The organism is Tuberibacillus calidus DSM 17572, assembly GCF_000430685.1.
In the GTDB taxonomy this organism is placed as follows: domain Bacteria; phylum Bacillota; class Bacilli; order Bacillales; family Sporolactobacillaceae; genus Tuberibacillus; species Tuberibacillus calidus.
The window spans coordinates 1-13,382 of the sequence record NZ_AUMM01000018.1 but is presented as its reverse complement, the minus strand read 5'-3'; the positions used below and the strand labels follow the sequence as shown (position 1 = coordinate 13,382).

The following is a 13,382-nucleotide window of genomic DNA, read 5'->3' as shown; positions in this document are numbered from 1 at the left end:
GAGGAGGAAACATTGTGGTTGAAGTAAAAGTTCCGGAACTGGCGGAATCCATCACAGAAGGTACCATTGCCAAATGGTTAAAAAATGTCGGTGAAAAGGTGAATAAAGGCGATGACATCGTCGAATTGGAAACCGATAAAGTCAATGTTCAAATCGCCGCTGAAGACGAAGGGGTTTTAACAGAAATTAAGAAAGGTGAAGGCGATACCGTTGAAGTCGGTGAAGTCATTGCGGTGTTAGATCCGAATGCTGCTCCGGGAGAAGCACCGAAAGCAGCACCAGAGGCGAAAAAAGAAGAAGCACAGCCGGAAGCTCAAGCCCCGAAAGCAGAAGCACCGGCTGCAGCTGAAGCAGCTGAAAGCCATGAACGCTTGGTGGCAACGCCGGCTGCCCGCAAGCTCGCCCGTGAACTTGGCATCGATTTGAAAACCGTTGCAGCAAGTGATCCGCTCGGCCGCATTCGCCCTGAAGATGTGAAACGCGAAGCAACAAAACCGGCGGCATCACAAGCTCAACCGGCTGCTAGCGCAACGGCGCCGAAAGCCACCGAAAACCCGGCAAAACCCGTTGAGCGTGTTCGCATGACGCGCCGTCGTCAAACGATTGCGACTCGACTCGTGGAAGCTCAACACACGGCAGCGATGCTGACAACATTTAATGAAGTCGACATGACGGCCATCATGGATGTCCGGGCCCGCCGTAAAGACGCCTTTATGAAAAAACATGATGTGAAACTTGGCTTTATGAGCTTCTTTACAAAAGCCGTTGTCGGCGCCTTGAAAGAATTCCCTCTTCTCAATGCGGAAATTCAAGGAACGGATTTGTTGATTAAGAAGTTTTACGATATTGGCATCGCTGTTTCAACCGATGAAGGACTTGTTGTTCCGGTCGTTCGCGATGCTGACCGGAAAACGTTTGCGGAAATCGAAAGGGATATTGCCGACCTCGCCGTAAAAGCCCGATCCGGTAAACTCACTCTCGCTGACTTACAAGGCGGCACCTTTACGATTACAAACGGCGGGACATTCGGTTCCCTGATTTCGACACCGATCTTAAATGCCCCACAAGTTGGTATTTTGGGCATGCACAAAATCCAATATCGCCCAGTCGCGATCGATAAAGAAACGATGGAAATCCGCCCGATGATGTATTTGGCTCTGTCTTACGACCACCGGATCGTCGATGGCAAGGAAGCCGTCAGCTTCCTCGTAAAAGTCAAGGAACTCCTGGAAGATCCAGAATCCTTATTGCTCGAAGGTTAATGTCAAAAAACAAAAGTGCGAAAGCCGCGGAAGGCTTTCGCACTTTTTTTTTGCGAGAAAGTATAAAAATCGGTGGATAGCGTTTTAAACGTCTACCGTTATTTTCCGACCATAATGTCTTTGATTTTGGTTTGCCATTTGTTGTCGTCAAGGATGATTTGAAAAGAGATGCGACGGTTTTTTTGCCTGGCTTCCGGTGAATCGCCTTGGACGGCTGGCTTATATTTTGAGTAGCCCGTGACCGCAAGAAATTTGGCATAGCGATCTTCACTGAGTTTCGGGTTTGCCTTTTGCATGTATTTTAAGACGGCTAAGGCGCGGTCGGACGATAAATGCCAATTATCATACGGTACCGAATCCGTATGCCCTTCAATCAAGATGATGTAAATATATTGGCTTAATGCCTTGTCGTTGATAATATCGACGAGGGCATCGGCGACATTGTCCAAAACTTTTTTACCTTTCTCATTAAGTCTCGCGCTCGCAGAATCAAAGAGGACATCCCCTTGAATGGATATCGTATTATTCGGCCCGCGAATGATTTTATCACGCCCAACTTGGTCAGCCATTTTTTTATTAATCAAATCGGAAATATGCTTTTTTATATTTGCGGCTTTAGCGAGTTCACGACGGATTTGTGTTTGTTCATAGGAATGATAGATGCTTTGCACGAAAGCGATGAGGCTGATAAATAAAAAAACGAGGACGACCATCGCCATCATATCGGTGAATGAGGGCCAGTATTGTTCTTCGACCCGTTCGGAGATCCATGGTTTCCTCGACTTCATGTGTCAATCACCCGTGTTGGTAATGGGCGGGACATCTTCTGTTGCTGGTAGGCGGTTTGTTGTTCGATGAGGTAAGAGATTCGGTTCAATAATTGGTAAAAATCTTGGATATATCGTTGATTGTCCGCCCACTGCCGTTCCATGTTGTGCGAGAGGGTTTCGAAGCTCCTTGACAAATCGCGCAGCTCTTGGCGGCGGTCATCTTGGTTCAACCATTGCGCTTTTCGGTCGTTTTGATATTTTATATGATCAAGAATATCGCGCTTCGTCTTCTCGAACATTTGATATAGCGAGCGTTCGAGTTGATCGATTGACTCCGAAAACGCCTCTGCTGTCTGGGCGTATTGATTGGTCATTTCCTGTTGTTTATAAATAAAGTCTTCTTGTTGGCGCTGCAGGTGGTTTGCGGCTAGATCATATTTTTCGTGGAAACCTTCCATTTGCGCTTCCATTGCGCGCAAGAATTGGCGGCTGAGCTCCTCGGACTTTTTGTCGCTTCTTTCGATAAAGCTTAGCGTTTGTTTAGCCGCTTGTTCTAACCGTTGTTCGTGAGATTCCGCCCGTTGGAAAGCGCGTTCGACCGCTGCTTTTAAGGCTTGGACCTGGTTTTCGCTGCTTTTGTTTGCTTCAGCAAATCGCATGGCTGTTTTGTCGAAAGACACACTCACCAATTTCAGCTTTTCCGCCGATTGCGAAAAGGCTTCGGCATGGGTTTGCAATTGACCGATCAATGTGTGAACTTTTGCGACGGTTTCGTCCAGCTTTTCGGTGAAATGGATCATATTTTGACTGAAATCTCCGATCGTTTCTTGGAAACTGTCACGGATTCTATTGGCCAGCCGCTCTAGGATGCGCTCGTATGTATCATTCGGTTGTTCAAGGGCTATTTTGGCTTCATAAACGTGCTCAAGCAATGTCTCACATTCGCTAAAAAGTTTATTCGTCAAATAGGAGACGGAACGGCCGCCGGACAGAAAACCTGATTGGAGGAAATTGAGCAGAAAAGCGGTGCCGATTCCGGCGATGCTTGTAATAAAAGCTGTGCTCATCCCTTGGAAGGGAGAGGAGATCGCGGCTAAAACGGCATCAAAGGACAAGGGGCCGTTTTCCTGTCCGTTCCCAAGAGAAAGCAGGGTATGCTGCATTGCAAACAGCGATTGCGTGAGGCCAATAAAGGTGCCGAGGACACCAAGAATGATCGTAAAAGATGGAATAAAGCCGATCATTTTTGCGACATTACCAATTGGAGCGGGAAAAATTCCAGCAAGCACCACCCGTTGTTGCATCAAATGTTTCTCAATCAATGCTTGGGTATTGACAGGGATTTGGTTTACGCGATGGTTGCGATACTCTTCAATGACTACGCCGAGCCAAGGCGATGGTGGGTTTCGGCTTGTGCGATCGAAAGCAAGATTCTGCACTTCGTCCAGCCACTTGGTTAAGGAGCGGGTTACTTGAAAGTGTGCAGCAAGGCCGATCAGAAAGAAAATAGCAATCGCCCCGACAATCATGACCGTTAAATTCATGTTTCGACACCCCCATATTCATACATATGTGACTTTGGCAAATGACTTGTATAGAAAAATGGAAAACCTGTTGAATAGTAAAATAGAAATTTTAGTCCTTAGAAGGAAATTGCAGCAGGAAGTATTTAAAGGGAGAAAAGGACAGAAGGCAAGTTTTAGAGGGGCAAATGATAGACATGAGCGAAAGAAAAAGTAAAGGCTGTCTCCAATGTCCTGATCAGAACATGAGAGACAGCCTCGTTTTTTCATTCCTTAATGAAGCACACGGCGCGCTGTGCTGTAGCGGCTGTTCCAATAGGGGTGGCTCAGGCTGACAATCGCAACGCCTGTTCCATTTTGAGAACCGATGAATTGACCGCCACCAATGTAAATGCCGACATGACCGTTATTCTTGTATGTATTGAAGAAAACCAAGTCGCCGGGACGCAGTTCGCTTCGGGAGACTTGAGAACCGACATACTGCAGTCCGGATGTCGAACGCGTACCAAGATTGATGCCAATTTGCTGATAGGCCCAGTTGACAAATCCCGAGCAGTCAAAGACGCCGTGTACGGGATCCATGGCCCCGAACCCATAGGATGAGTGACCGATATACCGACGGGCGGCACTGACGAGGTCACCGATATCGCCATTGGCTGCACTTTGCGGAATATAGGCCATTTGCACGATGGTGTTGGCATCTACCGTTTGCCCGCTGTTTGGTCTCGTAACTAATGCCGTTTTTCTTGCGTTTTCCTTTTGAATTTGTGCAAGAAGTTTATTTTCCTTACTATTTAAATCATTAAGCGTCGTTTGCTTTTCGCTTTGAATGGCTTTAATTTTGGCGACGAGTTGATTGAGTTCTTGTAGTTTTTGTTCCGTTTTGGCCAAGTCCTTTTTGACTTTTGCCTTTTGATCCTTTAACAGCTTTTGGTCAGCCATTTGTTTCTGGATCATATCTTTATCATGGTCGGTAATATTGTAGATGGCTACTGCCCGGTTGATAAAATCACCGAAGCTGTCAGCACCCATGAGCACTTCTAAAATGTTGACAGAAGACCCGCCGTTTTTATAAGAAGCGACCATGCGATCTTTCAACAGCTTTTGCCGTTCATCAATGCGTTTTTGCGTCTCCGCAATGGATTGATTCAGCTTCGTCACTTCGGCTTGGATTTTGCCAATTTCGATTTGGGTTTTGGAAATGTTTCCGGTCAATGTTTCAATTTGGCTTTTTAGCTTTTCCAAATCGCTTTTAACAGCTTGTTTTTGCTTGGTAACGGAATTTTTTTGTTTTACCAAAGATGAGTATGTATCTGCCGAGGCACTTAATGGCGCAACCAGCAACATTCCGCAGGCGCAAAGGCCGGCAACAGTCGTCGTCAATTTGTTCCCCATCGGTCCTCCCCCTAACAAATGGGTTTCTATGAAAACGCTAATCTTTTATTTATTCCTATTATAGCAGGCCTTTGGTCGGATTTATTTTACTAATTATTTAAGTTATATTTCAAAAATCGACGGGTTTTGTAATATTTTTAAACAATGTTTAACAGAAAGTGGGTATTCTCTGCATTTTTTGCCATTGGTGGTTGTGCTTTTGTTACAAAAACATGGCCATTTTTTTCGTCAGACAAACTCCGTGTGTGTATCAAAATAGGTCTTGTGTTGAACACGAGGAATATGGGTTGTAGTGAGACTTGTACTTTTAAAAAGATTAATGAAATGAGAGAATGGAAGAAAATGAAGGAATAAATGGCTTATGTGGTTTTGAAAAAAAGCCGAGGACAGCGGTCTTCCTTGTAACGGGGCTGTCTGGAAGCTGCTGAATTTTAGCGATTTTTTACAGAGCGGCATCCAAATATTATGTCTGTTATAGGTGTTTAATATTAGTGATTAAATTGGTGGAAGGGGACTACCTGTTTAAGGCAATCCCCTTTATTATCGACTTTTTCGATTTGGCTGCCGGTAAAATTCATTAAATAGCTTCATCAAGGCGCGCTTTTCAATCCGTGAGACGTAACTGCGAGAGATGTTGAGCATTTTCGCAATTTCTCGCTGCGTCAATTCTTTGTGGTTATCCAACCCGAAGCGGGCAATAACGACCTCTTTTTCCCGGTCATCAAGAATGTGTAAGTACTCATATATTTTCTTTTTCTCCATTTTTAAGGAGATCTCATCGACGATATCCTTATTTTTGGATTTCAGAACATCGATGAGTGAAATTTCGTTCCCTTCCTTATCTTGACCAATCGGGTCATTCAGGGATATGTCTTTCCGAGTTTTTTTCAAACTTCTCAGATGCATGAGAATTTCGTTTTCTATACAGCGCGCCGCATAAGTCGCCAGTTTCGTTCCCTTGCCTGGTGCATAGCTTTCGATCGCCTTGATCAAACCGATTGTGCCGATGGAGATTAAATCTTCGCTGTCTTCTTTCGTGTTCTCGAACTTCTTGACAATGTGGGCCACTAGCCTTAAGTTATGTTCAATCAGTTTATCCCGGGCGGCTTTATCGCCCGCAGCCATCCGTTCAAGGCATTCGCGTTCTTCGTCTTCCGGAAGCGGTTGCGGGAAGGCGTTGTTTTTGACGTAAGAGACAAAAAGCCAGAACTCCTTAATCAAGTATGTGAGGCTCCCGATTAGCGAAAACACGGTCCCACCTCCGTTAAACTGGACTTTAAAGCCTTATATGTAACATATGAGGCAAACGCCCGTCCGGTGCCTGTCCGCAGGTTGTTACAGTTTTCAAAGAGGGAAAATAGGAACACAAGGGAAAGGGGTGCAGCCGCACGAGTACTTTGGAAGAATGCGTTAAAATGAAACCAGCCTCGGAAAATGGTCGTATTAAGAAATATGAATAAAGGAGGTTGTTTCATGTTTTGCCCAGTCTGTGATGAGGTTCGGATGAAAGAAGTGGAAAAAGAAGGAGTCCTCATAGACATTTGTCCAAGCTGTAAAGGCGTCTGGCTGGACCGAGGGGAACTTGATAAACTCTTGCAAGAGGCGCGGGCGTTCCGCGAGCCATTCAACCAATGGTATGAGGGTTATGCCCCGCATGATACTTACATCAAAGGTAGCCATCATGATTATCACAAACACTATGGCCATAAGCACAAGAAGAAAAAGTCTTTCTTTGATATATTCGAGGATATTTTTGACTAAATAAGCTTGACGGCTAAAACCGTCCGATATTTCGAACCCCAATGGAGATCATCCATATCTGCCCAAATCGCAAAACTTTCGCCATTGCCTGCGGTTTTTGGGCAGTTTTTTTACTTTATGGGTAACGTGTGAACGAAATCAAGCTTAAGTTTTATCAATAGCAATATGACCAAGCCGCACGTTTCTTTAAAAAACGCAAAAAAGCCCGGTGCCTCCTGGACGTTTATTCGTTATAATATGGGCGTTAAGGAATATAAGGAGGAATCGCTGTGCTCACGATACGCGATGCGGTTTATGATGACCTTCCTGGGATGCTTGCCATTTACAATGAGGCGATCCGGAATTTGAACGCGACGTTTGATTTGGAAGAAAAAACATTGGAGGAACGTCAACAATGGTTTGAGGCTCATGGTGGCCGTTATCCATTAATTGTCGCAGAGTTAAACGGCGAAGTGGCGGGTTATTGCTGCTTGAGTCCTTTTAACCCAAAACCCGCTTATGAAAACACAGCCGAACTCTCGGTTTATATTTCGTCAAACCATCGGGGCAATGGCATTGGCACAGCTCTTATGAGGGACATCCTACAAAGAGCAGAACAGTTACATTTTCATTCGCTGATCAGCATCATCGCCGAAGGGAATACGGCAAGTGTTAAACTACATGAGAAATTCGGATTTTCCTGCGTCGGCCACTTGCGCGAAGTTGGGTGGAAATTTGGGAGATGGCATGATATTTTTTATTATCAATACATGTTCAAAAACCAATTGCAATAGTCAAAAAAGACTAGGAAATAAGAATTATCTCTGTTATATTAGATATAGAAAAATAATTTTTTGGGATTAAATAGGGGGATTGAGAAAATGTCTCTCAAATTGTTGTCGGATGAGACATTGCTACAATGTTATGCTGAAGCTGTCAAACTAGAACTCAGCCCCGATTTTATCTCGTTATTGAAAAAGGAGATCGAAAAGCGTTCACTAGGGGAAAAACTGAGTGTTAAGCAATGAAAAAGACCGCCTGCAGGCGGTCTTTTTCATAATGGGTAAGACTGTCAATCTTATTTCCAGCCAGCATTTGGGCAATAAAAGCGCTGATTGCGTCTATAGGGCAAGTACCAATAAGAAATATTAATTTAGCAGGTCATCATGCATCTAATTTTGGCTCCGCCTTCACCAAAAAGCTAGACGGAGCCTAATTTTTTAAAGTTGAAGACAATAAATGTTTTGGAAGGGTCGATTACCGACATGCGTGGAGAGAAAACGACCTGTTTTTAGTTTCTATTTGTATAAAAATCGATTTGGGGATGTGAAGCTACTCTAAATGGTGTGATGCGCGTTTTTACAACTAATACTGGCTCGAAAATTCCCCAAAATTGTAGATCGTTCGTGTCTGTTGGCCTCCTTTATGTCTCATTCCAACAGCTTAAAGGATAAATGAGAAGCCGATAAATAATACACAGGCGATGCCAGCAGCAATGAGCGCCGGAACGAGTTTTGATTTAGCATACTCAATGACGGGCAAATCCAGTATGGTACACAGTGTTACGGTGTTATCGCTTAATGGGGAAGCAAAGGCCCCGAAAGTTCCGCTGGCAAAGACGGCGCCGATGACGAGAAAAATGTTCGCATTGGCGTGATGGGCGAGCATGATGCCTAGAGGCATGAGAAGTCCCCACGTCCCCCACGAAGACCCAATAAAATACGATATGACAGCACCAAGCAGGAATAAAACCGGTGCGACAAGACTAGGCGGGATCCAGTTTTCGACATGCATGGTAATGTATTTTGAAAAACCAAGGTCTTCGGATACGGCTGAAACCCCCCATATGAGTGCCAAAAGCACAATGACGGACATCAACTGATTGCCACCATTTATGAAGTGGGTGACAATTTTGGCCACCGGAAATTTTTGTACCATAAAAAAGATGATGGTCAAAATCAAGGTAATGAGTAAGGCTTCAAGCATCACCCCAAGGGCATCCACCTTTATAAAAGCACCAAAGAAAGTGTTTGCCTTAAAGTGGCCGTCCCACCAACTCAAAAAGAGGGTGAGGAGCAAAACGGTTCCTAACGGCAAAATCAAATTCCACGGCCGTGATGGGGTTTTTTCGTCATAATCTTTATTCGGTTGCTGTAGATCTTCCTCACCTTGTTTTTCATTCGGGTTGTTCATTTTTTCAACATGTCCGCTGTTCAATAAAGAGGCATCTAAGTTACGGGCATACTCTTCATTAAAAACATGGTCGTGCGCTGTCGTAACGGCTGACATAGTGGTAGCGGACAGGGACGCATTCGATGTGTCAGGTAAAGGCACATGATTTGGATTTGTCATCGATGGTTCAGCCGGTGGGTTTGCGTTACCAACAGGTTGTTCCGATAGCTCGCTTGAAAAGGATGATTGCGGCCCATTCGGCGGAAGAGTGTTGACGTTGGGTTGTCCCGCCATGCCGTTTGCGTTTGAAAGTTGCACCCCGCTAGGCGTGTTACCGGCCGGCTGAGGCGACATGGCGTTTGGTTGGGACAGTTGCGGCCCATTCGGCGGAAGAGTGTTGACGTTGGGTTGTCCCGCCATGCCGTTTGCGTTTGATAGTTGCACCCCGTTAGGCGTGTTACCGACCGGCTGAGGCGACATGGCGTTTGGTTGGGGCTGTTGCAGCCCATTCTGCGGAAGAGTGTTGACGTTGGGCTGTCCCGCCATGCCGTTTGGGTTCGACGGCAGCCCCCCGTTTAGTGAAAGGGCGTTGCCGTTAGATCCTGTGGGGTTAGCAGTATTCGCACCCATTTGCCCTAAAACTGGTTGGTCATTATTTTTTGGCAATCGATCAGATGCGCCGCCCACAATCGGCTTGGCTCCTGTACCGTTCAGTGAGATGTCAGCGAGATTGGATAATTCCCCGCTTTGGACGGGACTAAACGGCGGGGCGGCATTTGTTGTGATGGATTGGAATGGCATCGGCTCTTGGGCCATTTCATTTAGCATGGCATAGGACGGCTGCGGAGGCGGTGTAACCAGCTGAGGGATCGTCTCGCTCGATTTTCGGGCATTGTTTAATGCTTCAGCTTTTTCATTTTCGGTAAAATGATATTTTTTTTCATGTTTCCGATGCATAAAGAAAGTGTAATAAATCCCGACTCCAAGAATCGCAAAGGAAAAAAAGTTAAACGGGATGCTTTCAACATAAGTCAGGTAAGGCGCTCGGTGAATGCCGGCCTGCTTGAGCGCTGTGTTAATGATGCTCACCATGTAACCGACAAACCCTGTCGCGATCGGTACAAGCGCGACAACGGGATTAGAAGTTACTTCGATGACGATGCCGATGCGGCGCGCCGACATTTTTAAGCGATCTTTCAGCGCTTTCATGATTGGCGCAATGGTAACAATGCGGAAATCCGGATCGCTGAAGGTCCCGATCGTGGAAAGCCATGTCAGGGCCATGGCACTTCTTTTCGTTTTCACCTTTTTGCTGACAAGGTCCACAAATCCTTTAATCCCGCCGGCCATTTTAATAATGTTAATCAGCCCAGCGAAACCATAAAGGAAAATAATAATTCGTATATTATTCGACACAATCGTCGTGTGTACAATATAGTCCAAGAACTTTTTTATGCCGCCGAGAAGACTTGGCTCAACAAGGTAGCTGCCAACGAGCAAAGCCACGAATAACCCTGGCTGCACTTGCTTTGTGATAATGGAAACTGGAATAACGATGAGAAAAGGTATAAGTGATAGCCATGAAGGAGTCATACTGTCACCCGCTTTAGCAGTTTTTCTTAGTTTTGGATGTGGGTCTTAAAAATATGTGACTCATTCACAGTTAGGCCAGAAGAACGGAAAGCCTGTCCATGTTTCTCATAACGGCCTACTTTTTTACGGAATCTCCGCACCTGCCCTGACGTCGGGGCAGAAAGTATCATATAGTGTCAATGAAAGTTCAAACCTTTAGGAGATAGGAGTGATTTCATGAGTTACGCCGGCGGATTTGGGGCAGGCTTTGCCTTAATCGTTGTGTTGTTTATTCTCTTGATCATTGTAGGTGCCGCTTACGTCTGGTAGTCAAAAATAGAAAAGGAAGGTCGTCATTGGCGGCCTTCCTTAGTCATAAATTAAGATTTAAAAGGCTCATCGCGGCCTTTTACTTTTTTTGTTCTGGTAAGAAAGGATAAAAAACTGTCCACATCAAGTCCTTCGTTGCGCTGTAAGTCACAAGCATAGTTATAGATACGGGTTCGATTGGCGAAAGTCCTTCTCCCTTTTAAAGAAAAACTAAATACCTAAAATATATGTAAACCGTTGAAATGATGAGTGCCACAAGTGTCAGCGGCGCATCGATTTTTAGAAAATCCATGTAGGAGAAGCCGTGCCCTTCTCTGGCAGCGAGGCCAGCGACGACGACATTTGCACTGGCACCGATGAGCGTGCCGTTACCACCTAAACAAGCACCAAGCGATAAGGCCCACCAGAGCGCATTAATATGCGGTGAATCAACTGCATAACCCATCCCCTCGGCCATGTTTTGGATGAGGGGAATTAAGGTAGCGACATAGGGGATATTGTCGATGGTCGCTGAGGCAAAGCCGGAAACCCATAAAATTAAAAGTGCGGTTAATGTGATGTTGCCATTGGTCAGTTCAAGGGCGAGCTTGGCAAGATCCTTAATGACGCCGACGGCTTCCAGGGCACCAATCAAGGTGAACAATCCCGCAAAAAAGAAAATCGTTTCCCATTCGATCCCTGACAGCGTTTCATCCACTTCATTATGTTTCACGCCAATTAACATGAGGACGATAGCCCCACATATAGCAATGACTGACGCTTCAACATGGATGACCGGATGCAGCAGAAAACCTAAAATGGTCAGAGCAAGAACGATGAGCGATTTTTTCATTAACTTCGGGTCTTTAATGAACTCCTTCTCATCTAACTTCATCAGTGCTTGGCGTTTTTCTTCGGAAACGTTTAACTCCTTGCGAAACATGAGATATAAAAGAAAAACAGTTACAGCCCCGATCACAATAATAACCGGTGTTAAATGAAGTAAAAAGGCATTAAACGTTAAATGCTTGTTGGCTTGACCGATCATGATATTTGGCGGGTCACCGATTAGGGTGGCCGTTCCGCCGATATTGGAAAAAAGGACTTCGGAAATTAAAAAAGGAAATGGTTTAACGCCAAGGATGCGCGTAATCGAAAAGGTAACGGGGACGATGAGTAAAACCGTCGTCACATTATCTAAAAAAGCCGAACCCACCCCTGTCAATATGGACAGGATGACAAGGATGCGGGCAGGTTGCCCTTTAACAAGACGAGCGGACTTGATCGCCGCATACTGAAAGACCCCTGTTTTGTTTGTAATGCCGACCAAAATCATCATTCCGATAAGAAGAGAGATCGTTCCCCAATCAATATAGTGTGAAAAAGCGTCATCGAAATCGACGATTCCCGCTAGAATGGCAACAGCTGCGCCAGCCAGTGCGATGACGGCGCGGTTGATTTTTTCAGAAATGATGATGGCGTATGTAATGAGAAAGATTGCGATGGCGATATAAAAGGACATGTGCCGGTCACTCCTTCTTTTTTAATCTCGTTTAGCATGTACATGACCGCCGCATGCGGGACATTTTAACGTCGTGATATCTATATCAGAATTTTCTAGAAAGAAAACCAAACTGCATGCCATGCATCGCAGGCGGTATAGACGGTCGATAGCGATCACTTTCGGTTCTTCCGCGATTTTTTCAGTGTCTATGACTTCAATGTGCATCGTCGGGTCGCTATCGTCTTCAGCGATCATTTTTCCTTCGGCATCGGCTTTTGTTCGCCATGGAGAGCCAACGGTAAATTCCTCCAATTCGCTGTGTGAAGCCGCTTCCAATATTCTTTTAGCCAAAGCCATTAATTCCTGATTCGAAAGATCTTCAAAGTATCGCTTTTTGTTATGTTCCCGCCATTTGCCGCGAAGCTGGTCTTCGGTAAAAACGTATTGAACGATTTTACTGACAACGACATTTTTCAAATCAAAGCCCCCCTTGGTACTTATTACCCATATTGTAACGGAAAAATAAAAAATGAGCGAGTCACCGCTCATATGTAAGAGATTTTAATTCAATTGCAACAGACATTCCAGCGAGCGTCTGCGGATTTCTTGTTCAATGAGATTTATAAAATCGGTGCTGAGTTGGAGTTCTTTTGCCTTATAATAAGACTCAATCAATAATTCATCTGAGAGCTTATCCATCGCCTGCCCCGGTTCGGGCTACACCTCCTTAAGGGTAAAGTCAATTAGTTAAGAATAAGGTATCACGTTTTTCGTATAAGAACAACCGTTCTTTTATCCGAGCTTTTTGCGATGTAGCGATTTTGGGGTCTACGTCGCCAAATTTTTTTGCTTGATATACGGATTTTCCGCAAAGAGTCCCTTTTGATCGGATCCTAAATCCAACATGTTTCTCCAGCTTCCCAAAAAAGGGCATACGCCACCCGTTATCCACAATTCGCATTTGTGGATTTTTTCTCCTTCCCGACTTATCCACTTGTGGATATTGGTTTACGCCGCCTTTACGAGGCTTCGGAGGTGATCTCCCTGCTTTTCTTTGACCCGGCCGATCGCCATCGCCAGCATGACGCAAAGAGCCAGCCCGCAGCGCACCTTCATTTTTTTCATGCCCCGGATC

14 protein-coding genes are annotated in these 13,382 nt (G+C 45.2%); 5 read left to right on the top strand and 9 right to left on the bottom strand.

The features are described from left to right. Positions 1-14: 14 nt before the first annotated feature. On the top strand, positions 15-1,262 hold the full coding sequence (odhB, locus tag H532_RS0105505; protein ID WP_027724655.1) for a 2-oxoglutarate dehydrogenase complex dihydrolipoyllysine-residue succinyltransferase: 1,248 nt from the start codon (positions 15-17) through the stop codon (positions 1,260-1,262). Between the two features lie 98 nt (positions 1,263-1,360). On the opposite strand, the gene H532_RS0105495 is transcribed toward odhB, so the two are convergent. The 4 genes from H532_RS0105495 to sigK all read right to left on the bottom strand — a co-directional run bounded on the left by H532_RS0105495 (position 1,361) and on the right by sigK (position 6,201). Continuing rightward, positions 1,361-2,050, bottom strand: a complete 690-nt coding sequence (locus H532_RS0105495) for an OmpA/MotB family protein (RefSeq protein ID WP_027724654.1) — start codon at positions 2,048-2,050, stop codon at positions 1,361-1,363. Beyond that, entirely contained in the window at positions 2,047-3,576 is a 1,530-nt protein-coding gene (locus tag H532_RS0105490) for a hypothetical protein (RefSeq protein ID WP_027724653.1), read from the bottom strand. Before H532_RS0105490 ends, H532_RS0105495 begins: the two co-directional genes overlap by 4 nt. A gap of 252 nt (positions 3,577-3,828) precedes the next feature. After that, complete coding sequence (locus H532_RS17980; RefSeq protein ID WP_051263161.1) at positions 3,829-4,950, bottom strand: coiled-coil domain-containing protein; 1,122 nt, start codon at positions 4,948-4,950, stop codon at positions 3,829-3,831. A 540-nt stretch (positions 4,951-5,490) separates the two neighbouring features. Next, positions 5,491-6,201, bottom strand: coding sequence for an RNA polymerase sporulation sigma factor SigK (gene sigK, locus H532_RS0105480; protein WP_027724652.1), 711 nt, complete (start codon positions 6,199-6,201; stop codon positions 5,491-5,493). Positions 6,202-6,423: 222 nt separating this feature from the next. Here sigK and H532_RS0105475 point away from each other — a divergent pair, with 222 nt between their 5' ends. From H532_RS0105475 to H532_RS0105465, 3 genes are all read left to right on the top strand, one after another. Further along, on the top strand, positions 6,424-6,711 hold the full coding sequence (locus tag H532_RS0105475; protein ID WP_027724651.1) for a TFIIB-type zinc ribbon-containing protein: 288 nt from the start codon (positions 6,424-6,426) through the stop codon (positions 6,709-6,711). Positions 6,712-6,980: 269 nt separating this feature from the next. After that, positions 6,981-7,484, top strand: a complete 504-nt coding sequence (locus tag H532_RS0105470) for a GNAT family N-acetyltransferase (protein ID WP_027724650.1) — start codon at positions 6,981-6,983, stop codon at positions 7,482-7,484. An 87-nt stretch (positions 7,485-7,571) separates the two neighbouring features. Further along, positions 7,572-7,718 carry a sporulation histidine kinase inhibitor Sda gene (locus H532_RS0105465; RefSeq protein ID WP_038111627.1) on the top strand — a complete coding sequence of 49 codons (147 nt, stop codon included), beginning with the start codon at positions 7,572-7,574 and terminating at the stop codon, positions 7,716-7,718. 415 nt (positions 7,719-8,133) lie between these two features. Here H532_RS0105465 and H532_RS20800 read toward each other — a convergent pair whose 3' ends face one another. After that, complete coding sequence (locus H532_RS20800) at positions 8,134-10,455, bottom strand: Na+/H+ antiporter NhaC family protein (protein ID WP_051263160.1); 2,322 nt, start codon at positions 10,453-10,455, stop codon at positions 8,134-8,136. Positions 10,456-10,671: 216 nt separating this feature from the next. Between H532_RS20800 and H532_RS19825 the strand changes: the two genes are divergently transcribed. Beyond that, positions 10,672-10,764 carry a YjcZ family sporulation protein gene (locus tag H532_RS19825; RefSeq protein WP_081412330.1) on the top strand — a complete coding sequence of 31 codons (93 nt, stop codon included), beginning with the start codon at positions 10,672-10,674 and terminating at the stop codon, positions 10,762-10,764. A 199-nt stretch (positions 10,765-10,963) separates the two neighbouring features. Here H532_RS19825 and H532_RS0105440 read toward each other — a convergent pair whose 3' ends face one another. From H532_RS0105440 to H532_RS20505, 4 genes are all read right to left on the bottom strand, one after another. Continuing rightward, on the bottom strand, positions 10,964-12,265 hold the full coding sequence (locus H532_RS0105440; protein ID WP_027724648.1) for an ArsB/NhaD family transporter: 1,302 nt from the start codon (positions 12,263-12,265) through the stop codon (positions 10,964-10,966). Positions 12,266-12,286: 21 nt separating this feature from the next. Beyond that, positions 12,287-12,724: a hypothetical protein gene (locus H532_RS0105435; protein ID WP_027724647.1), complete on the bottom strand. Its 438-nt coding sequence runs from the start codon at positions 12,722-12,724 to the stop codon at positions 12,287-12,289. An 84-nt stretch (positions 12,725-12,808) separates the two neighbouring features. After that, positions 12,809-12,946: a sporulation histidine kinase inhibitor Sda gene (gene sda / locus H532_RS0105430; protein WP_027724646.1), complete on the bottom strand. Its 138-nt coding sequence runs from the start codon at positions 12,944-12,946 to the stop codon at positions 12,809-12,811. A 40-nt stretch (positions 12,947-12,986) separates the two neighbouring features. Beyond that, a partial coding sequence (locus H532_RS20505) for a hypothetical protein (RefSeq protein WP_038111625.1) occupies positions 12,987-13,382 on the bottom strand: 396 nt, incomplete at its 5' end.

Excerpts from the sequence above, each read along its gene's own strand:
- H532_RS0105495 (WP_027724654.1), bottom strand. The coding sequence starts at position 2,050 with ATGAAGTCGAGGAAACCATGGATCTCCGAACGGGTCGAAGAACAATAC.
- H532_RS0105490 (WP_027724653.1), bottom strand. The coding sequence starts at position 3,576 with ATGAATTTAACGGTCATGATTGTCGGGGCGATTGCTATTTTCTTTCTG.
- H532_RS17980 (WP_051263161.1), bottom strand. The coding sequence starts at position 4,950 with ATGGGGAACAAATTGACGACGACTGTTGCCGGCCTTTGCGCCTGCGGA.
- H532_RS0105475 (WP_027724651.1), top strand. The coding sequence starts at position 6,424 with ATGTTTTGCCCAGTCTGTGATGAGGTTCGGATGAAAGAAGTGGAAAAA.
- H532_RS0105465 (WP_038111627.1), top strand. The coding sequence starts at position 7,572 with ATGTCTCTCAAATTGTTGTCGGATGAGACATTGCTACAATGTTATGCT.
- H532_RS20800 (WP_051263160.1), bottom strand. The coding sequence starts at position 10,455 with ATGACTCCTTCATGGCTATCACTTATACCTTTTCTCATCGTTATTCCA.
- H532_RS19825 (WP_081412330.1), top strand. The coding sequence starts at position 10,672 with ATGAGTTACGCCGGCGGATTTGGGGCAGGCTTTGCCTTAATCGTTGTG.
- H532_RS0105440 (WP_027724648.1), bottom strand. The coding sequence starts at position 12,265 with ATGTCCTTTTATATCGCCATCGCAATCTTTCTCATTACATACGCCATC.
- sda (WP_027724646.1), bottom strand. The coding sequence starts at position 12,946 with ATGGATAAGCTCTCAGATGAATTATTGATTGAGTCTTATTATAAGGCA.